The organism is Streptomyces syringium, assembly GCF_017876625.1.
GTDB lineage: Bacteria > Actinomycetota > Actinomycetes > Streptomycetales > Streptomycetaceae > Streptomyces > Streptomyces syringius.
Genome location: NZ_JAGIOH010000001.1, coordinates 2,199,467 through 2,223,459, shown reverse-complemented (window position 1 = coordinate 2,223,459; position 23,993 = coordinate 2,199,467). Strand labels below are relative to the sequence as shown.

Below are 23,993 nucleotides of genomic sequence, written 5' to 3'. Positions count from 1 at the left end.
GTGTCTCCGGGGCGCGGGCTCCTGGGTAAAGAGCCCTCGGACGGCCATGCCGCGGGAGTAGCGTGCGGGTCCCGATTCGCAGGGACCGTGCCGCAGGGGGAGAGCCAACCGTGCAACAGCCCTACCCGCATCCGTACGCCGTGCCACCGCCCCGGCCCAGGCCGAAGTGGCAGCACCCGGTGCTGATCATCAGCCTCCTCGTCTTCCTGCCGCCCGTCGGGGTCTTATGGGTGTGGCTGAGCCGCTGGCCGAGACGCAAGAAGATCGTCGCGACGGTCCTGTCGCTCCTGTGGTTCGCGCTGATGCTCGCCTCCGATCCACCGGCCGAAGGCAAGAAGACGGACGCGGCCCCGAAGCGGGTGACGGCGGTGACGAAGCCGAGCGCGAGCCCGACGCGATCGCCTTCGCCGGAGCCGTCCCCTTCGCCTTCCCTTTCCCCTTCTCCGACCCCGAAGTCGACGCCTACCGAGAGCCCGAAGCCGAAGCCGCTGGTTCGAGCGGTGGACAGGCGCTGGACGTCATGCGAAGCGGCGTGGAAGGGCGGCGTGCCGCGCGACTCGGGCCTGACGCGTGACGAGCACCGGGGATACAGGTCGGCACTCGACGCGGACGGCGACGGCCATGCCTGCGGCGGCGACTACCCGGAGGTTCCGGAGGAACCGGAGGAGGAGCCCACGGTGGCCGACGACAGCGGGGGCTCCTCCGGGGGCTCGTCGGGTGGCTCGTCCGGTGGTGGCAGCGCCTACTACAGCAGCTGCGCGGCAGCCCGCGCCGCCGGCGCGGCCCCGATCCACCGAGGCCAGCCGGGCTACCGCGCGGGCCTGGACCGCGACGGCGACGGAGTCGCCTGCGACAGGTGACGAGCGGACGCCGCAAGAGTCTCGCAGCCGACAAAGAGGGCACCTTCGTGTCTCAGCTTCCGGCGGACCAATTGCCCTCTTTGGCGAACACCTCGTCGAAGATCTGCCGCACGCGTTCCTGCTCCTGTGCTGAGACCGAGCCCCTGCGGCGCTCGTAGTCAGCCAGGTACCCGTCCAGGAGCCGACCTCGCAGCTTACGCTCGCGCCGTGATGAACGCGGAGATCTCACGCCTGCCCATCATCCTGCAGATTGGATCTCCCAACAGAGTGCAACGAGGCAGCCAGGATCCGGCAGACTTCAACTCGGTGCCCCTGGTCGCAGCCTTCCAGAAGCCGCTCCAGGCATCGAAGCACCGCCATGTCCCGCCCGCAGCGCGTGATGACACCCAAGGCCGCGCACGCCGACACTCCGAGCACCAGCACAGACAAGCTCATGAGCCGTAGTGCTTCCTGATGCGCTGAGCAATCTTCTCCCCCTCGCGCCCGTAGAAGCACGAACCGTGGCGATTCAAGATCACTGTGCGATCGCCGAGATGAGCAGAGTAACGAGAGATCAACTCGATCGCTCTCTCTCGTGGCAAACCGTCAGCGAAGCCGTGAGCCAAGAGGTTCGCGCAGAGGGTTTCTACGGTGTCACCGCAGCACCACTCGATGACAAGATCGCCGGAGTGATGCGTGTAGCAGTTGGCGAACCCGTGTGGTTTCGCTGTCCTGTTGACCAACCCAGGCCAGCGCAGAATTCGACTCAACAGCACATCGCGTACCCGCAGGTCCACGATTGCTCTTGAGTCCGCCCACTCCGCAGCCTCCTGCCTTTCGTTTCGAGTGAGGACGCCGGGTACTCGCTTCCATAGAAGCACCTCGCCATCGCGCGCGGACGGCAGACGCATGGCGCCGTGATCGGCCCGCATTACCGTGACCTGCGCCGAGCTGAGCGCGTCGTGGAGAGCCACCCGCCTGTTGCTCCCCCGGATGCGAAGCCCGGGGACTCCGCGAATGCCTCCATAGAAGTGATCGAATCGTGGGAGGAGCTCACGGAGAACCTCGTTTGCCATATTGGACTCTAAGATCAGCTTCAAGCCTTGATTCTCTGGTTGCGCTTCTTCCACGCCAAGGAGGGCGCCATTGAGCTGACGATCCTGGAAGCTGCTTGCCAACACATGGGCCACGTGCGCTTCCAGGCGGCTCTGCTGCGGGTTGGGGGAGTCCTCGACAGAGGACCCGAGATAGACATTGGCCTGCTGCGCCAGTCTGGAAGCAGCCGAGAGCGTGAGTGACGTCTGGGCACGGATCTTCTTGGCCAGACGGTTGGTGTTGCGTGACCTGGACACACGTCGCCCCTTCCACTTGCCGCCCGGCGACGACAGGAGAGACAGATCGGATGTCCTGATGCGTACTGACTGCCAACTGCGGGTGACTCTCAAGAGCCCACTGCTCGCCCCGGCGCCGGGACCGGATATAGCGAGACACGCTGCCGCAGCAGCGTTGAGCTCACGGTACATCACCATTGCTCCAGCGAGACGGTGAACTTGACGGTTCCATGCCGGGCGGATGTGCCGCGATGCCCTGCCGACGCGGGTACGACGGCGTTCGATCCGAGCCGTTCAGTCCCCGGGGTCACAGACCCCTGCCGAGTACGCGGCGTGCCAGGAGCTCTCCGGTACAGGGCTGAGCGCCGCATACCTCGGCCGGGCCGGTGCGATCCACATGGCTTGTTCGCGACCTCCTCTGCGATGGACGGGAACGGTACATTTCGCAGCCATGAGGGGGATTCGGTCGTACTGGGGGTTCCTGGCAGCTGCTCTATTGGTTGTCGTATGGGGCAAGGGCGGGGCCTGGCAGATTATCTTCGTTCTGTCATTGGCGGTCAGCGCATGGGCGTTGTTCCAGGTGCCTGTGTGGTGTGGGGCCGTGAACCGCGACGGGCGCACGTACTGCCGAGAGAACGCTTCTGGGCTCTTGATGGGATGCAGGCGCCGCCAGCACCGGTGGCAGAAGCTGAAGATGGTGGTGGCACGTAGCAAGGCCGGTGATGTCTCGCGCGCGATCTTTCCAACCGCAAAAGACAAATTCGCAGCGTTCATTGCGGTTGGCGGGCTGGCGTCAGCCATCGCGGCTGTTGTGGTACCTGTGATCGTGGACAAGGGGTAGGGAGCCGAGGGCCCCGAAGGTCGGGTTGGACGCGGAGAAGCACTGAGCCCCGCCAGGGCCCGATGGACAATGGCGGGGCTCAAGGAGCGCTGTGCAGCTCTGGCGGCCCCCGACTTCCGGCTCTCAGCGCGCACGAGGGAGGAAGCGGTGGGCGACCAGCGAAAGGAGTCAGGAGCCCGCAGGCCAGAGGCCCTTCAAGGGGCTTCCTCCCCGAGTCACCCGACCACCGGAATTAGAAGTCGAAGTACAGGTTGGGAACCCGTCTGGCCTGCACTGATGCCCCTCTTGCGTGCGGGTCGGTGCGCAACCAGTGCACCGTGGGAAGTGCTTAGAATTTGCTACCGGGCGGCCTTGGCGCACGGTGAGTTGGTATGGGGGACAACCCTGATACGGGCGTCCTCCAAACGGACACTTGTTTTGCGGCGGGTGCTGGGATCCCAAAATTCGACCCGGTCGCCGGACTGCCCGAAGATCACCACCGGATGGTTGTGAGGAGGCGGAGTCCCGTAGTACGGCGCTTCGGAAGAGATCGGCTCCACACACGCGTACTCGGCTCTCACACCGAAGTACTCCGGAATGTCCCGGCCGGTCACGGCGAGCGCGCGGTTCTCCGCGCCACTGCGTGCCGCGGTGATAAGGATGACCAAACTGAACATCAGGCCCATGCCGATGCCCACGGCAATCGGTGCCCAAGACAGCCACTGCCCCTGGACCCGCAGGGAGGGCGTGAGAAACCGCATCCACCCCATGAATGCTACTGGCAGCAGTGACGCAGCGACGAACACGCACAGCACCCAGAGCCCCGCCTGAAGGTCGCCCATCCCGATCCTCTCCGCTGCAGGGCGCACCCCGAACGCCGACAGGTACGCGCGCTGCACGAGCGTCCCGAGCCAGGGCACCAGGGGAACCATGAGAGGCACTGCCAGTGGGACGAGCCACGGCACTGCGCGGTGTGTCGGGGTACGCCGTATCGCCAGTACCGTGCCGCTCAACAGGTAGCCGACGATCAAGATCACGAGTGAACCGCCGACCGACGGATTGTCCGCGCCGATTGCGGGCCAGAGCCCGGCGCCGAGCAGGCCGATCGCCGCCAGGGTGACTGCGAGCGCCAGAAAGGCGAGGGCGTGCCAGCCCTGAGGCCCCGCCGGTCTGTCGATCTGATGGACGTCAGGGTCTAGCCGCCGTGCTTCGAGCGGGTGGTGCGACAGTGCAGCCCGGGCGGCACGTCGGGTGCGCGCCAAACGGCGTGCCCTGGGCTCATCGAGTTGGGTTGGGACGCGGACGAGCCGGACGGTGCCTGCGTGCGGATCGTGTCCACCGGTCCTGTAGGCCACGTGGAGTGCGTGGACCAGCCAGCGGCTCACCGGTCCACGCCTGCCCCGCAGATGCCACTCGATCTGTGGCTTCTGGATGCCCTCGACCAGTGTGGCGTCCAGGCAGTGTAGAGAGAGTTCGGCGTTCTGGGTCAGTGTGTCCAGGCTTGCGACCGCCTGTTGCACCGCTGTCTCGCGGACACCCCGGATCCGGATCTCGATTATGCGCAGCGTCCAACCCGCGTCCGGGGTTGCTGTGGTCTCACCGGCCAGCGGCTCGCGTACGGGCCAGCCCATTGCGTCGCACACCTGCTGGAGCAGGTTCAGCTCCTCGGGGCGGTCCAAGACCTGAGTGATGGTATGTATGCGACGGTTGAAGGGGAGCCCGAGCGTCACGACCGGCCCGCCGGGGCCAGGGTCAGGCTGTGAGGTGGAAGCCGGTTGGGCTGAACCCGTTGTGGAAGTCGGCGTGCTCATAGGGGAATTCTGCCGTCAAGGCCGCCGCCACATCCCCTGCCAGCTCCTGACCAAAGCCGGCGCCTGCCAAGAACTCGATACCGCCGAGCGCCCTGCCGAGGTCCTTACCAGGCGCATCACCACCCAGCCGAGCAGACGCAGTCAGGCAGCCACGTCCGCCGTGTGTCCGCGGCCTACGGCCACAGCGGTGGGCCCAAGGCCTGAAGGCCGCGAGCGATACCGGTAGCGGACAACAGTGGCGGAGGTGCCATGAGGTACCTCCGCCACCGTGTCACTTGGTTCAGGCAATCAGCTCTGTGACCTGCATGAGAAGGTCGGTGTTCGCCTTCACGTCGTGTCCAAGGGACAGGGGCTGCCGGGGGAGCTCGCCGAGGAGTTCGAGCAGGGGTTTTGTGCCGGGAATGTCGTCCGGGAGCAGGCCGAAGACATCGGGATACCGGTCCTCGGTGCCGACGGTGAAGAAGTCGCCGGCGCTCACCCTGCGGTCCTCGTCGAGAAGGGCAGGTTCAGCGCCGGGAGTGATCCGGGGGAAGAGGATGCGGGCGGCGTGTCCTTCGGTGGCCAGGGTCAGGCCGAGCCAGGTCGCGAGTTGGTCGGGGAAGAACTGCGGCTTGAGCTCCTTGCCGGACTCCTTCCACAAGGGTGTGCGGCTGCCGGAGTGGAGGGCGTCGGTGACCATCTGGTGCTGGGTGGGGTGGAGCTGTTCGCCCTCTTGGACGCGGTCGCGGACCTGGTCGTACCAGCCGAGGGCATCGAGAAGGCCCAGGCCGATGGCGGCGGCCGAGGGCCAGGGCAGGACCCGCAGCCGGTCCCCGTCGGGGCGGATGAAGACGCGGTCGTTGGCCAGCAGCTGCCAGCCCGCCCGGGCCAGCAGGAGGGCGGTGGTGGTCTTCCCGGCGCCCTTGTCGCCCAAGGTCAGCACGGCCTGCCCGTCGCGGACGACGGCGGAGGCGTGCAGGATCGACCAGCCGTCGGCCAACAGCCGGCCGCGAACGACCTCGCGGGCGAGACGGGCAGCGGCCAGAGCGACGGGGATGTCCTCGCAGCCGTAGATGTGCAGCGGGCCGCCGGGCTCGGCCCGGTAGGCGGTCTTGTCCTCGCGCTGCGAGGCAAAGACCGTGCCCTCATCGTCCCGGCCCAGGAGCATCCGGGAGCTGGCGTAGACAGTCTCTTCGCCGGAGCGGTCGGCCACCTGCTGGGCGATCTCGGTGACCCTGCCCGGGTTGACGTCGGCGATCACCTGAGGGCCGTCGTCCTCGGTGGTGCTGGTGGCGCTCCACCAGGGGCCGAAGTAGCGAAGGGCCCATTCGGTGACCACCGTGCTGTTGCTGGTGACGGTCGCGGCCTGGGTAGCCGTGGCGATGCGGGTAGCGGTCCTGGTCACTGCGGTTTCTCCTTCCCGTGAGTGTCATGCGGGGACGTACAGGCGGGCCAGCGGCTGATAGGCGTGGCGGAGCTTGGCGTCAACGGTGGCCAACTGCCCGGCCTCGGCGGGATCAAGGCCGGGGAGGCACACGGTTGGGGATCCGGCGGTGAAACGCAACGGGATTCCCCTCCACCGGCCCTCGTGGTTGACGGACAGTTCCACCACCCTCGCCGAAGGGCGGCGATCACCGCCTCGGCCCGCGTTGATCCGCCGGGGCCGGTCGGACAACTCCTCGCGGACGTGCCGCTGCGGCACCGACTCACAACCACCGCCCGGTCACCGTGCCCCGGAGCACGACTGAGCCCCGTCGCTGTCCCATGGGACAGCGACGGGGCTCAGTCGCACTTCGTGATTTCGACGAGACACCAGAAGGCGTCCCGGGTCAGAGGCCCTCAATGGGCCTCTTCCCGGTCGTCGAACCGTGTTCTTAGATGTCGAAGTACAGCTCGAACTCGTGCGGGTGCGGACGCAGCTGCATCGGCGCGATTTCGTTCGTGCGCTTGTAGTCGATCCAGGTCTCGATCAGGTCGGACGTGAAGACGCCGCCCGCCTGGAGGTACTCGTTGTCGGCCTCGAGGGCCTCGAGGACCGCCGGGAGGGAGGTCGGGACCTGGGGGACGCTCGCGTGCTCGTCGGGGGCGAGCTCGTAGAGGTCCTTGTCGATCGGCTCGGCCGGCTCGATCTTGTTCTTGACGCCGTCGAGGCCCGCGAGGAGGAGGGCCGAGAAGGCGAGGTACGGGTTCGAGGACGGGTCCGGGGCGCGGAACTCGACGCGCTTGGCCTTCGGGTTCGAGCCCGTGATCGGGATGCGCATGGCGGCCGAGCGGTTGCGCTGGGAGTAGACCATGTTGACCGGGGCCTCGAAGCCGGGGACCAGGCGGTGGTAGGAGTTCACCGTCGGGTTGGTGAAGGCCAGCAGCGACGGGGCGTGCTTGAGGATGCCGCCGATGTAGTAGCGGGCGGTGTCGGAGAGACCCGCGTAGCCCTGCTCGTCGTAGAAGAGCGGCTCGCCGCCGGTCCACAGCGACTGGTGGACGTGCATGCCCGAGCCGTTGTCGCCGAAGATCGGCTTCGGCATGAAGGTCGCGGTCTTGCCGTTGCGCCAGGCGACGTTCTTCACGATGTACTTGAAGAGCATCAGGTCGTCGGCCGCGGCGAGCAGCGTGTTGAACTTGTAGTTGATCTCCGCCTGGCCGGCCGTGCCGACCTCGTGGTGCTGGCGCTCGACCTGAAGGCCGGCCGCGTCCAGCTCGAGGGAGATCTCGGCGCGCAGGTCGGCGAAGTGGTCGACCGGCGGGGCCGGGAAGTAGCCGCCCTTGTAGCGGACCTTGTAGCCGCGGTTGTTCTCCACCGCACCGGTGTTCCAGGCGCCGGCCTCGGAGTCGATGTGGTAGAAGGACTGGTTCGCGCTGGTCTCGAAGCGCACGTTGTCGAACACGTAGAACTCGGCCTCGGGGCCGAAGTACGCGGTGTCGGCGATGCCCGTGGAGGCGAGGTACGCCTCTGCCTTCTTCGCCACGTTCCGCGGGTCACGGCTGTACTGCTCGCCGGTGATCGGGTCGTGGATGAAGAAGTTGATGTTGAGCGTCTTGTCCTTGCGGAAGGGGTCGAGGCGTGCGGTCGACAGGTCCGCGCGAAGCGCCATGTCGGACTCGTGGATGGCCTGGAAACCGCGGATCGAGGAGCCGTCGAACGCCAGCTCCTCGGCCGGGTCGAACGCCTTCGCCGGGATCGTGAAGTGCTGCATCACGCCGGGCAGGTCGCAGAAGCGGACGTCGACGAACTTGACGTCCTCGTCCGCGATGAACTTCTTGGCGTCGTCGCCGTTCTGGAACATCCAACTCCTCCTAGCCCGGCCGAGAGCGGTCGGGGTTGCTTCGGTGGCGCAGTCCATGTGCGGGTGACGCGCTGGGGCCGACCCTAGAGAGACGGGATTTCCCAAGCATGACCCATTTGTTTCGCCGAGGTTAACCGGAGCGGGGCCCTCTCACGGCGGGGACAGGCTGACGGCCGACCCGGGCCGAAAGGAACGTATGCGGTCGCAGTACCGTGGACGGGTGGACAACAGGCAAGCAATCGGCTCGTGGCTCTCGGGTCCCCGCGCCGCCGCGGAGGAAATGGGCGTCGAATTCGGCTACCGGGGCGAAGGCCTCGGGCTGCCGGAGAAGGGACCCGGGTCCGTCGCCCCGCTCGGGCGGCGTTTCGGGGCCATCTTCATCGACTGGGCACTGTGCATGCTCATCGCCTACGCGTTCCTCGCGGACGGCGAACCCCAGCGGGCGGGCAACTGGGCTGTGCTCATTTTCGTCCTGCTCAGCCTCCTCACCGTCGGGACGGTCGGCTGCACTCCCGGCAAGCGCCTGCTGGGCCTGCGGGTCGTCGGTGAGGACGGCGGGCGGCTCGGCCTGCCCCGGGTGCTGCTGCGCAGCGTTCTCCTTGCCATCGTAATCCCGGCGGTCATCTGGGACCGGGACACCCGCGGTCTGCACGACCGGCTCGCCCGTGCCGTCCAGGTGCGGATCTGATCCCAGACCCCGGAAGGCAACGCAAAAGGGCGGGGCGGGAACCGAAAGGTTCCCGCCCCGCCCTTTTGCGTGTAAAGACCCTCAGCGGCCCTTCGGCATCCGCATGCCCTTCGGCATCGGACCCTTCGGGATGGGCATGTTGCTCATCAGGTCGCCCAGCGCCCGGAGGCGGTCGTTGACGACCGTCACCTGCGCGCCCGGCAGCACCCGCGGCAGCTTGAGCATCGTGGTGCGCAGCTTCTTGAGCGGCACCTGGCCCTCGCCGTCGCCCACGACCACGTCGTGCACCGGCGTGTCCGCGACGATGCGCGCCATGCGCTTCTTCTCGGCCGCCAGCAGGGTCTTGACCCGGTTCGGGTTGCCTTCGCCGACGAGCACGATGCCCGCCTTGCCGACAGCCCGGTGGACGACGTCCTGGCTGCGGTTCATCGCCACCGCCGGAGTCGTCGACCAACCACGGCCGATGTTCTCCAGCACTGCCGCCGCCGCTCCCGGCTGGCCCTCCATCTGCCCGAAGGCAGCACGCTCGGCCCGTCGCCCGAAGACGATCGCCATCGCGAGGAAGGCCAGCAGGAAGCCCAGGATGCCGAGGTAGACCGGGTGGTCGATCAAGAAGCCGATGGCGAGGAGTACACCGAAGGTGACAATTCCCACAGCCGCGACGACAAGACCGACCTTCGAGTCGACCTTCTTGGTCATCTTGTAGGTCAGGGCGATCTGCTTCAGTCGCCCGGGGTTCTCGGATGTTTCCTTCCTCGCCATGTAGCGAAGTTTACGTGGCCTGCGGACCCGGGGCGGCCACGGCCTCCAGTACGTGCTGAGCCTCGCGTCGGTCCTTGGCCCGACGACGGTCCTCGAGCACCGCGGTCCAGGCGTTCCTACGGGCGGTGCGCTGGCCCCCGCGCAGCAGCAGACCCTCCAGGGCGCGCAGGGCGCCGGTGACGGACGGAGGTCGTACGGAGAGCGTGGCGGGAAGGGCGGAAGGCGGTGCGGAAGCGGCGCGTACGGTCGCGGCCTGCATTGGCGAAGTCCCCTCGGAAAACGGAAGTGGGAATGAGGCGCGGGGGGCTGGGTGCTGCTGTGGGTGCTTCTATCGTTACGGAACGGTGTTACCAATGGATGACCTGTTGGTCAAACACCTATGAAACGTTGACGCGGCCCGCACCGCCCCGCGCTCTTGCGGGGGGTGCGGGCCGCGTTGTACGGCATGCCGGGGGAGGGGTCGGGTGGTCAGACGGCCTGCGTCGACGCGACCGTCTCGCGCCGCTCGATGGCCTGCTGGAAGAGCCGGCCGGCGCGGTAGGAGGAGCGGACCAGCGGCCCGGACATCACACCGGAGTAGCCGATCGCGTCGGCCTCGTCCTTGAGCTCCACGAACTCCTGCGGCTTCACCCAGCGCTCGACGGGGTGGTGCCGGGGGGAGGGGCGCAGGTACTGGGTGATGGTGATCAGCTCGCAGCCCGCCTCGTGCAGATCGCGCAGCGCCTCGCTGACCTCCTCACGGGTCTCGCCCATGCCCAGGATCAGATTGGACTTGGTCACCAGGCCGGCCTCGCGGGCCTTGGTGATGACCTCCAGCGAACGCTCGTAGCGGAAGCCGGGGCGGATGCGCTTGAAGATCCGCGGCACCGTCTCGACGTTGTGCGCGAGCACCTCGGGGCGGGCGGAGAAGACCTCGGCCAGCTGCTCGGGCACCGCGTTGAAGTCGGGGATCAGCAGCTCGACCTTGGTGTGGCCGCCCTCGCGCTCCGCCGTCATGGCGTGAATCTGGCGCACGGTCTCCGCGTACAGCCAGGCGCCGCCGTCCTCGAGGTCGTCGCGCGCGACGCCGGTGATGGTGGCGTAGTTCAGGTCCATGGTGACGACGGACTCGCCCACGCGGCGCGGCTCGTCGAGGTCCAGCGCCTGCGGCTTGCCCGTGTCGATCTGGCAGAAGTCACAGCGCCGGGTGCACTGGTCACCGCCGATGAGGAAGGTGGCCTCGCGGTCCTCCCAGCATTCGTAGATGTTCGGACAGCCGGCCTCCTGGCACACGGTGTGCAGGCCCTCGCTCTTCACGAGGTTCTGCATCTTGGTGTACTCGGGGCCCATCTTCGCCCGGGTCTTGATCCACTCGGGCTTGCGCTCGATGGGGGTCTGGCTGTTCCGGACCTCCAGGCGCAGCATCTTGCGTCCGTCGGGTGCGACAGCGGACACGTCCGGCTCCCTACGACTTCGATTCTTCGGCGGACACCAGGGTACGCCCGTTAATTGTGCGTCTTTACGTGCAGACCAACCTGGGGAGACCGGGGGCCATTCCCCGGACTGATCCCAGCGGGTTCTCCGACCGCCGCTCCGGGCGGTCGTCGAGGGGCCCGACCCCCGTCGTCACACCGCCCGCGGCAGGGGTTCCGCCGACTCCAGGATCTCCCGGAGGTGCTTCTCCACCACCGGCAGGACCTCGGCGACCGGTACCTGCCGGCCCAGCTCGTTGGAGAGCGAGGTCACGCCCGCGTCGCGGATGCCACAGGGCACGATCCGGTCGAACCAGGTGTTGTCGGGGTCACAGTTCAGCGAGAAGCCGTGCATCGTCACGCCCTTGGCGATGCGGATGCCGATCGCGGCGAGCTTGCGGTCCTCCCGGCGCTGGCCGGCGTTGGACGGGGCGTACTCCGGGCCGTTCAGCCGGGGGTCGAACTCCTCGTCCGTCAGCCGCGGGTCGAAGTCCAGGCTGAGGCCGCCGAGAGCCGGGCGGTCGGCCACCGGGTCGCCCAGCACCCACACCCCGCTGCGGCCCTCGATCCGGGTGGTCTCCAGACCGAAGTCGGCGCAGGCGCGGATCAGCGCCTCCTCCAGGCGCCGCACGTGCGCGATGACGTCCACCGGGCGCGGCAGCTTCAGGATCGGGTAGCCGACGAGCTGACCCGGGCCGTGCCAAGTGATTTTTCCGCCACGATCGACATCGATCACAGGAGTGCCATCCAGGGGGCGCTCGCTGTCCTCCGTGCGCCGTCCCGCGGTGTAGACCGCCGGGTGCTCCAGCAGCAGGCAGGTGTCCGGGAGCTCGTCCGCGAAGCGGGCCGCGTGCACCCGTCGCTGCTCCTGCCAGGCCTCCTGGTACTCGACGGCGTCCGCTCCGAAGCCCAGGTGGACAAAGCGCAGCTCACTCACGGCAGCTCCTCTTCGAACCATTTCGAACCTTGCGTGGTCTGTCTCGGTGTTCCCGCGCCGTTTCCCGCGCCCCTGCAACTGTACGGCCGGGGTCCGGCAAGCCTGCGGGCGGCCGACTCCGGGAGTGGTCCGGGCACCCCCAAGATCGACCCGGACGGCCCTCCGGGCGTATTTGATCTGTCCTCACACGATCGGATGAATGCGGGGCGAAGGTGGCGATCGGGGCGGCGGACGACGCTAAATTCACGCCGTTCCAGAGGGCGATCAGGGAGACCGGCAGGCTGATGACGGAACGACCCCCACAGCGCATCCCCAACCGTCAGCTCGCCGCGCTCATCGCGGAGGCCGGCTTCTCCAACGCGGGGCTCGCTCGTCGTGTCGATCAGTTAGGGCTGGAGCACGGCCTTGACCTGCGATACGACAAGACATCCGTCACCCGGTGGCTGCGCGGGCAGCAGCCGCGCGGCACGACCCCGGCGCTGATCGCCGAGGTCTTCACGCGACGGCTCGGGCGACGGCTGTCCGCGCAGGATCTCGGGCTCGACGCGTGTGCGCCGGTGTACGCCGGTCTCGAATTCGCCGCGTCACCCGAAGAGGCCATTGACATCGTCAGCGGGCTCTGGCGCAAGGACTCCGGGAGCCATACCGAGCTCCGGAAGATCGCGTTCACCCCCGCCGGGCTGGTGGTGCCCAGCCGCGACTGGCTGATCGGCCGGGCGGACGAGCGCGTGGCCCGCGGCGGCCCGCCGCCCGCGGCGGACACCGCCCGGGTGCCCCTCCAGGCGCGGGGCGCGCCGCCCCGCCAGCGGAGCGCCGAGCGTGGGCCGGGCGGCCGGGTCTCGATGGGCGACATCGCGGCCCTGCGGTCGGTGGGCGAGCTGTTCCGCACCCTCGACCACGCCTACGGTGGCGGCCACGCCCGCCAGGCCCTGGTGCGCTATCTGGAGCACGAGGCCGAGCCGATGCTCCGCGGCACCTACGGGGAGGCCATCGGCCGGCGGCTGTTCGCGGCGGCCGCGGACCTCACCCGGCTCGCGGGCTGGACGTCGTACGACATCGCCGCCCACGGGCTGGCGCAGCGGTACTTCGTCCAGGCCCTGCGGCTGGCCCAGGCCGCGGGCGACCGGGCCTACGGCAGCTATGTGCTGGTCACCATGAGCCGGCAGGCCGTGTACCTGGGACACGGGCGCGAGGCGGTGCAGCTCGCGCGGGTGGCGCAGCAGGGCGTGGGCTCCGGCGCACCGCCCGTCGTCCAGTCGCTGCTGCACGCCGTGGAGGCGCGCGGACACGGCGTGCTCGGCGAGGTGCGGGCGTGCTCGGCGTCGCTCGCGCGGGCCGAGCGGGCCCTGGAGACGTCCCGGCCGGGTGACGACGTGCCGTACTGGGCGCGCTTCTTCGACGAGGCTCAGCTCGCGGACGAATTCGCCCACTGCCACCGCGATCTCCAGCAGTACCGCGCGGCGGCGCAGCACGCGGAGCGCTCGCTCCAGCTGCGCAGCGCCTCCTACGCCCGCAGCAGGCTCTTCTGCAAGGTGGTGCTGGCCTCGGCCCGGCTGGGCCTCGGCGAGCTGGAGCAGGCATGCGCGCTCGGTGTGGAGGCGGCGCAGCAGGGCGCCGAGATGCGCTCGGTCCGGGCGCTGGAGTACATCCGCGACTTCGAGCGGCGCCTGGAGCCGTATCGCGATGCCGCTCCGGCGCGGGCGTACCGGGAGAAGGTGGCGGCTCTGTAACGGTCGCCGTCCGGCGGTGTGCGCACCACCGCTGCGCGGCGGTGTCCTCAATCTCCCCCAGCTACCGCTGGGAGGTGCCCCCAGCGGGCTGCTGTGCTGTGTCCTCAATCGCCGGACGGGCTTATATAAGCCCGTCCGGCGATTGAGGACGCGCCCGCAGGGCGCCTGCCGCCGCAGGCGGCAAAGACGGGCCGCAGTCGGCACGACGGCCCGTAGCCGGGATTCGCCGCCAGGCCTACGCCTACGCCACCTGCAAGGTCTGCGCGTCGAAGTCCGACCGGATGCCGAAGTCGCGGAGCACCGCGTGGGCGGCTCGGCGGCCGGAGTGCAGCGCGCCCTGGACGGTGCTGGTGTCGCGGTGGTCACCGCAGACGTACAGGCCGTCCAGGATCCGCACCGGGCGGCGTACGTCGTGCGGCGCGGGCATCGCCGGGACCGCGTCCGGGTCGTGGTGGGCGGCGAGGAGCCGCCAGCCCGTGGTGGACGTGCCGTAGACGCGGGCCAGCTGGGCGCGGGCCGCCCGGTCCAGCTCGGCGACGGGCAGCCCGGCGGCTGCTCCGAGCACCGTCGAGGTGATCAGAGGCCGGCCGTCGGGGGCCCGTGAGGGGTCCACCTCGCTGGCGACCGTGGTGTGCGCGACCGGGCCCCGGCCGGTGGTGAGGATGAGCGACGCGTCGCGCAGCGGCGGTGCGTCGGCCGTGTGGTGCAGCACCGTCACGGGGTGGAAGTCCGGCAGCCGCAGGCCCGGGATCAGCTCGGCGGCGGCGCGGGCCCCGGTGGCCACGATCACCGAGCGGCAGCCGATCTCCCCGTGCTCGGCCGTGCTGACGGAAGTGGTGCAGGCGGCCTTGGCGTGGATGTTCGTCCGTACCGTACCGGGCGGCAGCGCCGCCGCCAGCAGCTCCGGGACGCTGTCCGCGCCGCCCGCCGGCAGACACAGCCGGCCCCGCGCGTAGCCGCGCAGGACGAGGTCGGCGCAGCGGCTGGAGGTGGTCAGGTCCGGGTCGCACAGCAGGGACGTCAGCAAGGGGCGCAGGAAGCCCTCGACCGTACGGGCCGGCAGGCCGCGGGTGGTCAGGGTGTCGGCGGTGGGCCGGTCGGGCCGGGCGAGCATCCGGTTGGTGGACAAGGTGGCGAGCCGGGCCAGCGCCGCGCCGAGCCGGGCCTGGTCGAGGCTTCCGCCGCGCGGTGCCCGGGCGGCCGTGGCGAAGGCCCGCGCGGTGGTGAACGCGCGCCGGGCACCACGCGGTTCGCCGGTGCGCTGGTTACGGCCTCCGCTGTGGACGAGCACACCGGGGGTGAAGGGACGCAGGGCGAGGGCGCCGAGCCCGGGGGCCAGCAGTTCGGGGAAGGAGGTATTGAGCAACTGGCCCGTGCGGTCGAGCCGGAAGCCGTCGACCGTATCGGTCGTCATCCGGCCGCCCACGTACGGAGCGGCCTCCAGGACCGTGACGGTCACCCCGGCGCTGGTGAGCTGATGAGCTGCCGAGAGACCGGCGAGGCCGGCTCCGACGATGACGACGTCAGCGTGCTGTGCGGTGTCGCGTGCGCTGCTGAGCACGTGCCCTCCCGGGATCGGTCCGCTCACTCGGGGGCCTGATGCCCTCAACGGGCGGCGGGGAAGCGCGAGTTTGCCTCGACCGTAGAGAGAAATTCGGTCAATAACAGTCGCGCACAAACAGGGCACGGTCGCACAGCGGTCGCACGCCGCACAGTCCGCTGCCCGGACCCCCGTTCAGGAACTCTGAGCGCGCCCGGGCTCACACCGGTGGCCCGCGCCGGTGTTCCGCCAGGTAACGGCCGTGCGGAGCGGTCCAAACGTCAGCGTGGAGCCGTCAGCGCCGCCCGCAGCGCCCCCTCGATGTCCGGGAAGGCGAAGTCGAAGCCGGAGTCCAACAGCCGCCGGGGCAGCACCCGCTGACTGGCCAGGACATCCGTGGACAGCTCGCCCAGCGCCAGCTCGAGCGCGGGGGCGGGCACGGGGAACGGGGTCGGGCGGCGCAGGACGCGGCCCATGGCCGCCGTCACCTCGCGGTTGGTGACCGGGTCCGGCGCGGTGAGATTGACGGGCCCCGACAACCCCGGGGTGTCCAGAAGGTGGCGCAGCGCGGCGATGTGGTCCCGCAGGGCGATGAAGCTCCAGTACTGGCGGCCGCTGCCCAGCCGTCCCCCGAGGCCCAGCTTGAAGAGCGGGAAGAGCCGGCCCCACGCGCCGCCGCCCCGGGCCACGACCAGCCCGGTGCGGGCGAACACCGTCCGTACGCCCGCCTCCACGGCCGGGCCGGCCGCCGCCTCCCACTCCTGGCAGAGATCCGCGAGGAAGCCGTGGCCGGGGGCCGTGGCCTCGTCGACGGCCCGGTCGCCGGTGTCCCCGTAGATTCCGATCGCGCTGCCGCTGATCAGCACGCGCGGCGGGGCGGGGAGGGCGGCGAGGGCCTCGGCGAGCGTGGCGGTGCCCAGCACCCGGCTGTCGCGGAGCTCCCGCTTGTAGGCAGCGGTCCACCGGTGGTCGCCGATGCCCGCGCCCGCCAGGTGCACCACGGCCTCGCACCCGGCGAGGCCGCCGGTGTCGACCCGGCCGCCCTTCGGGTCCCAGGTGACCTCGCCCTCCCGCCGCGGCGGCCGGCGTACGAGCCGCACCACCTGGTGGCCGTCCGCCTCCAGGGAGCGCAGGAGTGCCGTGCCGATGAGCCCGGTCGAGCCGGTGATCGCGATCCGCATGACGCCCATCCTGCACGGAATTCCGGGCAGGGGGTGGGTACCCGGCCGGGTGCGTGGCACAGTGATCGCATGCCCGAGCCGGTCATCCGCCCCGCCACCCACGATCCTCGTGGCGGAATCGGAGTCCGCCGCCCCCCGGCTCGTCGGCTGTCTCCGGCTCGCCCCCGCGCGGCCGTGGCCCGACCGGGGTCTTGCCGCCTGCGGCGGCGGGCGCCCTGCGGGCGCGTCCTCAATCGCCGGACGGGCTTATTCGAGCCCGTCCGGCGCTTGAGGACACAGCGCAGCAGCGTCCGCTCACCTGCTCCGCCGGACAGCGCCTACGCCCTGAACCGGTCCCACAGCCTGGGGAACCGTTCCTCCAGCACCGCCTCGTCCTCCAGGTCGAACGGCGAGCCCATCGGCTCGGCCGGGGCGCTCGGCAGCCCCAGGTCCGGGGTCTGTGCCCCCGTCAGCTGCTCGTACGCCTCGTCCGCCGCGTAACCCAGGTCCTCCGCGTCGCCGTCCACCTCTTCGTCGAACTCGTCGAGGAGTTCCGCGAGGTTGTCCGGATCGTGCACCGCGCCCTCGAAGACCTCGCGGCCCTGGCCGATGAGCCAGCAGCGGAAATAGTCGAACGCGTCATCGCTCGCGCCGTTCAGCAGTACGGCGGCCGCGCCCCACAGATCCCAGAGGTACGCACGGTTGTAGCGCGCCTCGAAGTGCCGGGCGAAGTCCACCACGCGGTCGGGGTCGAGCTGCACCAGCCGCTCGACCAGCAGGTCGGCCTGATCCTCGGCGTCACCGCCGGCGGCCTCGCGCGTGCTGTCGACCAGCTCCCAGAACTCCGTCTCGTCCATCACGCCACCAGCATCGGGCCTGGCACCGGGCGGCGCACGCGGAGCGGAGCGGATGCGGCCGTGTCGTTACGTCCGGCTCGTAGGCCCTCGGCCGTGCCCCGGGTGACGGAGGGGGGCGGGGGGAGGGGAGACGACGGGGACACGGCAGGGGCGCGGGAGGAAACGCCGGGAAAACAGGACGGAAGGTGTCGGGTATCGCTGACAGGGTCGTCCTGACGGAGAACGGCGGAACGAGAGGACCAAGACGTGCAGTCGCAGAGTGCGCAGGCCGGAGACCTGACGGGCAGGATCGCGCTCGTCGCGGGCGCGACGCGGGGAGCGGGCCGGGCGATGGCCGTGGAGCTGGGCCGGGCGGGCGCCACCGTCTATGTGACCGGCCGCAGCACGCGGGCGGGGCGCAGCGAGGTGGACCGGCCGGAGACCATCGAGGACACCGCCGAGCTGGTGACGGCGGCGGGCGGCACCGGCATCGCCGTCCCCACCGACCATCTGGAGCGCGAGGCCGTGAAGGCCCTCGTCGAGCGGATCGACGAGGAACAGGGGCGGCTCGATGTGCTGGTCAACGACGTCTGGGGCGGCGATCACCTGATCGAGTTCGACACCAAGGTGTGGGACGTGGACCTGGACAAGGGGCTGCGGATGCTGCGGCTCTCCGTCGAGACGCACGCCATCACCAGCCATTACGCGCTGCCGCTGCTGATCCGCCGGCCCGGGGGACTGGTGGTCGAGGTGACCGACGGGACGGCGGAGTTCAACAAGACCTACCGTGGCAATCTCTTCTTCGACCTCGCCAAGAACGCCCCGATCCGGATGGCGTACGGCCTCGCGCAGGAGCTGAAGGAGCACGGCGGCACCGCCCTCTCGATCACTCCGGGCTTTCTGCGCTCGGAGGAGATGCTCGACCACTTCGGGGTCACCGAGGCCACCTGGCGGGACGCGATCGAGAAGAGCCCGCACTTCGCCATCGCGGAGTCCCCGGTGCTCATCGGCCGGGCCGTCGCCGCGCTCGCCGCGGACCCGGACAAGGCGCGCTGGAACGGCGCCTCCCTCTCCAGCGGCGAGCTGGCCGAGGTCTACGACTTCGACGACGCGGACGGCTCTCGGCCGGACTGTTTCGCGTACTTCAAGGACGTCGTCTTCGGGGGGAAGGAGGCGAGCGCGGAGGAGTACCGCTGAGACGTGCCCCGCGGGGCCCTTCCCCGGCCCCGCCGTCCCTTCCCGTAACCGGGGCTCCGCCCCGGGCCCCGGTCCTCAAGCGCCGGGCGGGCTGGATGTCCCCCGCCGCCCGGCGTACAGCGCCGCGCCCCTCGCCGCCGCCTCCGCGCAGCGGGCGCGCAAGTGCGGCGGGCCCAGCACCTCCGCCTCCGGGCCGAGGGCGAGCAGCTGCTCGTACGCGACGTCGAGGCTCTCGACGGGCAGGGTGACGGTGATGCGCCCCTGCCCGTCCGGGCCGGCCGCCTCGGCGAGGGACTCCCGCGCGGCCGCACGGTCCATCGCGTACGGCAGCCGACGGACGCCCTCGGGGGTGAGGCGCAGCTCCACCCGCTCGCGCAGCAGCGACCGGGTGAACTGCGCCGCCCGCTCGTCCCAGAACGCGGGCAGGTCGAAGTCGTCCGCGCGTGCGAAGCGCTGCTCGCCGACGGCGACCGCCGTGAAGCGGTCCACGCGGTAGACCCGGTGGTCGCCGTCCGCCCGGGCCGCCAGGTACCAGACGCCCGCCTTCAGGACGAGCCCGTACGGCTCCAGCTCCCGCTCCACCTCGGTGTCCGACCGGAGGTAGCGGGCGGTGATCCACCGGTCGTCCCACACGGCGTCCGCGATGGCGGGCAGCAGCTCGGGGGGTTCGGCGGGCTGCCACCAGCCGGGGGCGTCGAGGTGGAAACGCTGGGCCGCGCTCGTGGGGGCGTCGCTCAGCTCGGGCAGCAGGGCCGCCGAGACCTTGAGGCGGGCGGCGGAGGCGGCGTCCGCCAGGCCCATCTCGCGCAGCGCCGACGGCACCCCGGACAGGAACAGCGCTTCGGCCTCGGTGCGGCCCAGACCTGTAAGGCGGGTGCGGTAGCCGCCGATGAGGCGGTAGCCGCCGGTCCGGCCGCGGTCGGCGTAGACCGGGACACCGGCTTCCGACAGGGCCGACACGTCCCGTGCGACCGTGCGCTCCGAGACCTCCAACTGCCGCGCCAGCTCGGCACCCGTCATCGAGGGCCGGGACTGGAGCAGCAACACCATCTTGATCAGCCGGGCCGCTCGCATGAGGACATCATGGCGGCCGGTACTGACAGTGAGGACAGGACCCGTGCGCCGGCCAGGGCAACGGATGACGTACGGGTTCCTGTCCTCACCCTTGAGCTGCGCCGTGTCACAGGACAGGGCGGCATGGCGCAGCTCAGTTCAGGGGGTGGGGTGATGCGTCCCGCGGAGACGATACGCCCCTGATCGATGATCGATCAATGCCGGATGCAGGAAAGTTTCCCACGATCACGGGGGTGGGCACGAAGGCGGGCCCGGAGGTGGCCCGGAAAAGGGCCCGCACAGGGCCGGGAAACGCCCGCTCAGACCCGGGGCGCGCAGCTCAGCACATGGGTCCGCAGCAGCTCGCCGATCCGCGGATCGCGCCGCCGGAACGCCGCCACGATCTCCGCGTGGTCCTCCGCGTGCGCGCGCGGCTCCGGGCTCAGCCAGCGGATCGAGAGGGTGGTCCACACCTCGATGCCCAGCGACTCCCAGGTGTGCAGCAGGACGGAGTTCCCCGCGGCCTTGACGATCTCGCGGTGGAAGGCCACCGTGTGCCGCACCTGCGCCTCGCCGTCGCCGGCCCGGTCCGCCTCGTACAGCGCGGCCACCTCCGGCTCCAGGGCCGAGACGTCCTCGGCCAGGACGGGGGCGGCCAGCTCGGCGGCCACCTGCTCCAGGCCCGCCCGCACCGGATAGCTCTCCCGCAGATCGGCGGCGGTCAGATCGCGGACCCGGACGCCCTTGTTGGGTGCCGACTCGATCAGCCGCAGCGACTCCAGCTCGCGCAGCGCCTCACGCACCGGCGTCTGGCTCACCAGCAGCTCCGCCGCGATCCGGCGCTCGACGATCCGCTCACCCGGCTGCCAGCGCCCGCTGACGATCCCTTCGAGGATGTGCTCGCGGATCTGGTCGCGCAGCGAATGGACGACGGGTGGGGCCATGGGTGACGTGCTCCTCGGGCGGGCGAGCGGTGGCTCGTAGCCCCATTATCGCGGCAGTACGGGCAGCCGGGGACATGCGGGGCAGGGCGGGCACGGAGAAAGGGCGCGGCCCCGGCTCGTACGGATACGAAGACCGGGGCCGCGCCCTCGAGGCAGCTGCCTCATGAGACTCAGAGACCGATCTCGGCCTCGAACTCGGCAGCCTCCAGGAGCTGCTTGACCGTGGTCAGGTAGCGGGCCGCGTCGGCGCCGTCCACCAGACGGTGGTCGTAGGAGAGCGCCAGGTACGTCATGTCGCGGATGGCGATGGTCTCGCCGAGCTCCGGGTGGTTGATGACCACCGGGCGCTTGACGGTCGCACCGATACCGAGGATGCCGACCTGGTTCGGGGGCACGATGACCGTGTCGAACAGCGCACCGCGCGAGCCGGTGTTGCTGATCGTGAAGGTCGCGCCCGACATGTCGTCCGGGCTGATCTTGTTGGTGCGGACCTTGCCGGCCAGCTCCGCCGTCTTCCGGGCGATACCCGCGATGTTGAGGTCGCCGGCACCCTTGATGACCGGGGTCATCAGGCCCTTCTCGGCGTCCACCGCGATGCCGATGTTCTCGACGTCGTGGTAGGTGATCGTGCCCTCGTCGTCGTTGATCCGGGCGTTGACGACCGGGTGGGCCTTCAGCGCCTGGACGGCGGCCTTGACGAAGAACGGCATCGGGGACAGCTTGACGCCCTCACGGGCGGCGAAGGCGTCCTTGGCCTTGTTGCGCATCCGCATGATCTTGGTGATGTCCACCTCGACCACGGAGGTCAGCTGAGCCTGACCGTGCAGCGCCTTCATCATGTTCTCGCCGATGACCTTGCGCATGCGGGTCATCTTGACCGTCTGACCGCGCAGCGGCGACGCCTCGACCGCGGGGGCCTTCGGCGCGGCGGCAGCGGCGGCCGGCGCCGGGGCGGCGGCGGCCTGCTTGGCGGCCTCGGCGGCGGCGACGACGTCCTGCTTGCGGATGCGGCCACCGACGCCGGTGCCCTGGACCGTCGCCAGGTTGACACCGTTCTCGGCGGCGAGCTTGCGCACCAGCGGCGTGACGTACGCGCCGTCGGCCTCGGCACCGGAGACCGGGGCGGCCGGAGCAGCCGGGGTGACCGGGGCGGCGGGAGCGGCCGGCGCCGGGGCGGCGGCGGGCGCGGCGGCCTGGACCGGAGCAGCCGGGGCTGCGGCGGGGGCGGCCTGGACCGGAGCGGGAGCCGGGGCGGCCGGAGCCGGGGTGGGCTCGGGCTGCGCGACCGGAGCCGGCGCCGGAGCCTCGGCCGGGGCGGCCGGGGCGGGGGCGGCGGCAGCGGCCGGAGCGGCACCCGCGACACCGATGACGGCGAGCTTGGCGCCGACCTCGGCGGTCTCGTCCTCACCGACGACGATCTCGAGCAGGGTGCCCGCGACCGGAGCCGGGATCTCGGTGTCGACCTTGTCGGTGGAGACCTCGAGCAGCGGCTCGTCGACGTCGACGCTGTCGCCGACCTCCTTGAGCCAGCGGGTGACGGTGCCCTCGGTGACGGACTCGCCCAGCGCGGGGAGCACGACCGGGGTGCCCTCGGCGGCACCGGCGGGAGCCGCCGGAGCGGCCGGAGCCTCTTCGGCGGGCGCGGCCGGGGCCGGGACCTCGGCGACGGGCGCCGGGGAGGACTCGACCTGGGCGGCCGGGGCCTCGGCGGCGGCCGGGGCCGGCTCGCTCGGGGCGCCGGAGCCGTCGTCGATGATGGCCAGCTCGGCGCCGACCTCGACCGTCTCGTCCTCGGCGACCTTGATGGAGGCCAGGATGCCGGACGCGGGGGCCGGGATCTCGGTGTCGACCTTGTCGGTGGAGACCTCGAGCAGCGGCTCGTCGACCTCCACTCGCTCACCCTCGGCCTTGAGCCAACGGGTGACGGTGCCCTCGGACACGCTCTCGCCGAGCGCCGGCAGGGTTACGGAAACCGCCATGGTTGCGGTTGCTCCTTACGAATAGTGCGGATGGTCTAGCGCCCGGACTTAGTCGTGCGAGTGCAGCGGCTTGCCGGCCAGGGCCAGGTGGGCCTCGCCAAGGGCCTCGTTCTGCGTCGGGTGCGCGTGGATGAGCTGCGCGACCTCGGCCGGCAGCGCCTCCCAGTTGTAGACCAGCTGGGCTTCGCCGACCTGCTCACCCATACGGTCGCCGACCATGTGGACGCCGACGACAGCACCGTCCTTGACCTGGACGAGCTTGATCTCGCCCGCGGTCTTGAGGATCTTGCTCTTGCCGTTGCCCGCGAGGTTGTACTTCAGGGCGACGACCTTGTCCGCGCCGTAGATCTCCTTGGCCTTGGCCTCGGTGATACCCACGGAGGCGACCTCGGGGTGGCAGTACGTCACCCGGGGCACGCCGTCGTAGTCGATCGGCACGGTCTTGAGACCAGCCAGTCGCTCCGCTACCAGGATGCCCTCGGCGAAGCCGACGTGCGCGAGCTGGAGCGTCGGGACGAGGTCACCGACGGCCGAGATGGTCGGCACGTTGGTCTGCATGTACTCGTCGACCAGGACGTAGCCGCGGTCCATCGCGACGCCCTGCTCCTCGTAGCCCAGGCCCTGCGAGACCGGGCCGCGGCCGATGGCGACGAGCAGGATCTCGGCCTCGAACTCCTTGCCGTTGGCCAGGGTGACCTTGACGCCGTCGGCGGTGTACTCGGCCTTCTCGAAGAAGGCGCCGAGCGAGAAGTTGATGCCGCGCTTGCGGAAGGCGCGCTCGAGCAGCTTGGAGCTGTTCTCGTCCTCGACCGGGACGAGGTGCTTGAGGCCCTCGACGATGGTCACGTCGGTGCCGAAGGACTTCCACGCGGAGGCGAACTCGACGCCGATGACGCCGCCGCCCAGCACGATCGCGGACTTCGGCACGCGGTCCAGGACCAGGGCGTGGTCCGAGGAGATGATGCGGTTGCCGTCGATCTCCAGGCCCGGCAGCGACTTCGGCGTGGAGCCGGTCGCCAGCAGGACGTGGCGGCCCTGGATGCGCTGGCCGTTCACGTCGACGGAGGTCGGGGACGACAGACGGCCCTCGCCCTCGATGTAGGTCACCTTGCGGGAGGCGACCAGGCCCTGCAGGCCCTTGTACAGGCCGGCGATCACGTCGTCCTTGTACTTGTGGACGCCCGCGATGTCGATGCCCTCGAAGGTGGCCTTGACACCGAACTGCGCGGCTTCACGAGCCTGGTCCGCGATCTCACCGGCGTGCAGCAGCGCCTTGGTGGGGATGCAGCCGTTGTGCAGGCAGGTGCCGCCAAGCTTGTTCTTCTCGATCAGGGCGACGTCCAGACCCAGCTGCGCTCCGCGCAGGGCAGCGGCGTAACCGCCGCTACCGCCTCCGAGGATCACTAGGTCGAAAACGGTGCTGGCGTCGTTCGCCACGTCACGTCCTCCATGCATGGAATACGCCGGAGCCGGTCGTCGATGACCGGGCGGCGGCTGTTGTTCGGCCGCTTTTGCTTCGGCCCTGGGTCAATGGGGCCCTGTCCTGCCGAGACAACATCTTCGCACTTGTTGACGGACGGCGGGACGCCGGGCCGGGCTGTGGGGCGACGGATGCGTCACCTTCACGGGTTACTCGCGCGTACGAGTGTGTG

The 23,993-nt window shown here is 70.2% G+C and carries 20 protein-coding genes; 5 read left to right on the top strand and 15 right to left on the bottom strand.

Annotation, left to right across the window (positions count from 1 at the left end; genetic code table 11):
• The first annotated feature begins 110 nt into the window (after positions 1-110).
• Complete coding sequence (locus JO379_RS34090; RefSeq protein WP_372449061.1) at positions 111-860, top strand: excalibur calcium-binding domain-containing protein; 750 nt, start codon at positions 111-113, stop codon at positions 858-860.
• Between the two features lie 431 nt (positions 861-1,291).
• Here the strand turns inward: JO379_RS34090 and JO379_RS09785 are convergent, their stop codons facing one another.
• Positions 1,292-2,191 (bottom strand): hypothetical protein, encoded by a 900-nt coding sequence (locus tag JO379_RS09785; protein ID WP_307841936.1) that lies wholly within the window; start codon positions 2,189-2,191, stop codon positions 1,292-1,294.
• A gap of 430 nt (positions 2,192-2,621) precedes the next feature.
• Between JO379_RS09785 and JO379_RS09780 the strand changes: the two genes are divergently transcribed.
• Positions 2,622-3,011: a hypothetical protein gene (locus JO379_RS09780; RefSeq protein ID WP_209514604.1), complete on the top strand. Its 390-nt coding sequence runs from the start codon at positions 2,622-2,624 to the stop codon at positions 3,009-3,011.
• Between the two features lie 338 nt (positions 3,012-3,349).
• On the opposite strand, the gene JO379_RS09775 is transcribed toward JO379_RS09780, so the two are convergent.
• From JO379_RS09775 to glnA, 3 genes are all read right to left on the bottom strand, one after another.
• Entirely contained in the window at positions 3,350-4,669 is a 1,320-nt protein-coding gene (locus JO379_RS09775) for a hypothetical protein (RefSeq protein ID WP_209514601.1), read from the bottom strand.
• A 412-nt stretch (positions 4,670-5,081) separates the two neighbouring features.
• Positions 5,082-6,185 carry a phosphoenolpyruvate carboxykinase (ATP) gene (locus JO379_RS09770; protein WP_209514599.1) on the bottom strand — a complete coding sequence of 368 codons (1,104 nt, stop codon included), beginning with the start codon at positions 6,183-6,185 and terminating at the stop codon, positions 5,082-5,084.
• 469 nt (positions 6,186-6,654) lie between these two features.
• The gene (gene glnA / locus JO379_RS09765) at positions 6,655-8,064 is read right to left on the bottom strand and encodes a type I glutamate--ammonia ligase (protein WP_130877418.1); all 1,410 of its coding nucleotides are present in this window, start codon (positions 8,062-8,064) and stop codon (positions 6,655-6,657) included.
• 220 nt (positions 8,065-8,284) lie between these two features.
• Here glnA and JO379_RS09760 point away from each other — a divergent pair, with 220 nt between their 5' ends.
• Positions 8,285-8,752: an RDD family protein gene (locus tag JO379_RS09760; RefSeq protein WP_130877417.1), complete on the top strand. Its 468-nt coding sequence runs from the start codon at positions 8,285-8,287 to the stop codon at positions 8,750-8,752.
• Between the two features lie 81 nt (positions 8,753-8,833).
• On the opposite strand, the gene JO379_RS09755 is transcribed toward JO379_RS09760, so the two are convergent.
• From JO379_RS09755 to lipB, 4 genes are all read right to left on the bottom strand, one after another.
• The gene (locus JO379_RS09755; RefSeq protein ID WP_130877416.1) at positions 8,834-9,514 is read right to left on the bottom strand and encodes a DUF4191 domain-containing protein; all 681 of its coding nucleotides are present in this window, start codon (positions 9,512-9,514) and stop codon (positions 8,834-8,836) included.
• Positions 9,515-9,524: 10 nt separating this feature from the next.
• Positions 9,525-9,773 (bottom strand): SCO2195 family GlnR-regulated protein, encoded by a 249-nt coding sequence (locus JO379_RS09750; protein ID WP_130877415.1) that lies wholly within the window; start codon positions 9,771-9,773, stop codon positions 9,525-9,527.
• Positions 9,774-9,982: 209 nt separating this feature from the next.
• Entirely contained in the window at positions 9,983-10,948 is a 966-nt protein-coding gene (lipA, locus tag JO379_RS09745; RefSeq protein WP_130877414.1) for a lipoyl synthase, read from the bottom strand.
• Between the two features lie 171 nt (positions 10,949-11,119).
• Positions 11,120-11,902, bottom strand: a complete 783-nt coding sequence (gene lipB / locus JO379_RS09740) for a lipoyl(octanoyl) transferase LipB (RefSeq protein WP_130877413.1) — start codon at positions 11,900-11,902, stop codon at positions 11,120-11,122.
• Positions 11,903-12,186: 284 nt separating this feature from the next.
• Between lipB and JO379_RS09735 the strand changes: the two genes are divergently transcribed.
• Positions 12,187-13,632, top strand: coding sequence for an NsdA family TPR-like regulatory protein (locus JO379_RS09735; protein ID WP_130877412.1), 1,446 nt, complete (start codon positions 12,187-12,189; stop codon positions 13,630-13,632).
• A gap of 241 nt (positions 13,633-13,873) precedes the next feature.
• Here the strand turns inward: JO379_RS09735 and JO379_RS09730 are convergent, their stop codons facing one another.
• From JO379_RS09730 to JO379_RS09720, 3 genes are all read right to left on the bottom strand, one after another.
• Positions 13,874-15,193 (bottom strand): NAD(P)/FAD-dependent oxidoreductase, encoded by a 1,320-nt coding sequence (locus JO379_RS09730; protein WP_209514597.1) that lies wholly within the window; start codon positions 15,191-15,193, stop codon positions 13,874-13,876.
• Positions 15,194-15,453: 260 nt separating this feature from the next.
• Complete coding sequence (locus tag JO379_RS09725) at positions 15,454-16,353, bottom strand: TIGR01777 family oxidoreductase (protein ID WP_209514595.1); 900 nt, start codon at positions 16,351-16,353, stop codon at positions 15,454-15,456.
• A gap of 317 nt (positions 16,354-16,670) precedes the next feature.
• Positions 16,671-17,189, bottom strand: a complete 519-nt coding sequence (locus JO379_RS09720) for a DUF4240 domain-containing protein (protein WP_130877837.1) — start codon at positions 17,187-17,189, stop codon at positions 16,671-16,673.
• 246 nt (positions 17,190-17,435) lie between these two features.
• On the opposite strand from JO379_RS09720, the gene JO379_RS09715 reads away from it, so the two are divergent.
• The gene (locus JO379_RS09715) at positions 17,436-18,365 is read left to right on the top strand and encodes an SDR family oxidoreductase (RefSeq protein WP_207303880.1); all 930 of its coding nucleotides are present in this window, start codon (positions 17,436-17,438) and stop codon (positions 18,363-18,365) included.
• Between the two features lie 75 nt (positions 18,366-18,440).
• Here the strand turns inward: JO379_RS09715 and JO379_RS09710 are convergent, their stop codons facing one another.
• The 4 genes from JO379_RS09710 to lpdA form a co-directional block, all read right to left on the bottom strand.
• On the bottom strand, positions 18,441-19,439 hold the full coding sequence (locus JO379_RS09710; protein ID WP_130877409.1) for a helix-turn-helix transcriptional regulator: 999 nt from the start codon (positions 19,437-19,439) through the stop codon (positions 18,441-18,443).
• A 299-nt stretch (positions 19,440-19,738) separates the two neighbouring features.
• Positions 19,739-20,362 (bottom strand): GntR family transcriptional regulator, encoded by a 624-nt coding sequence (locus JO379_RS09705; protein WP_130877408.1) that lies wholly within the window; start codon positions 20,360-20,362, stop codon positions 19,739-19,741.
• A gap of 170 nt (positions 20,363-20,532) precedes the next feature.
• Positions 20,533-22,341 carry a 2-oxoglutarate dehydrogenase, E2 component, dihydrolipoamide succinyltransferase gene (sucB, locus tag JO379_RS09700; RefSeq protein ID WP_130877407.1) on the bottom strand — a complete coding sequence of 603 codons (1,809 nt, stop codon included), beginning with the start codon at positions 22,339-22,341 and terminating at the stop codon, positions 20,533-20,535.
• 48 nt (positions 22,342-22,389) lie between these two features.
• Complete coding sequence (gene lpdA / locus JO379_RS09695; protein ID WP_165451518.1) at positions 22,390-23,778, bottom strand: dihydrolipoyl dehydrogenase; 1,389 nt, start codon at positions 23,776-23,778, stop codon at positions 22,390-22,392.
• Positions 23,779-23,993: the final 215 nt, after the last annotated feature.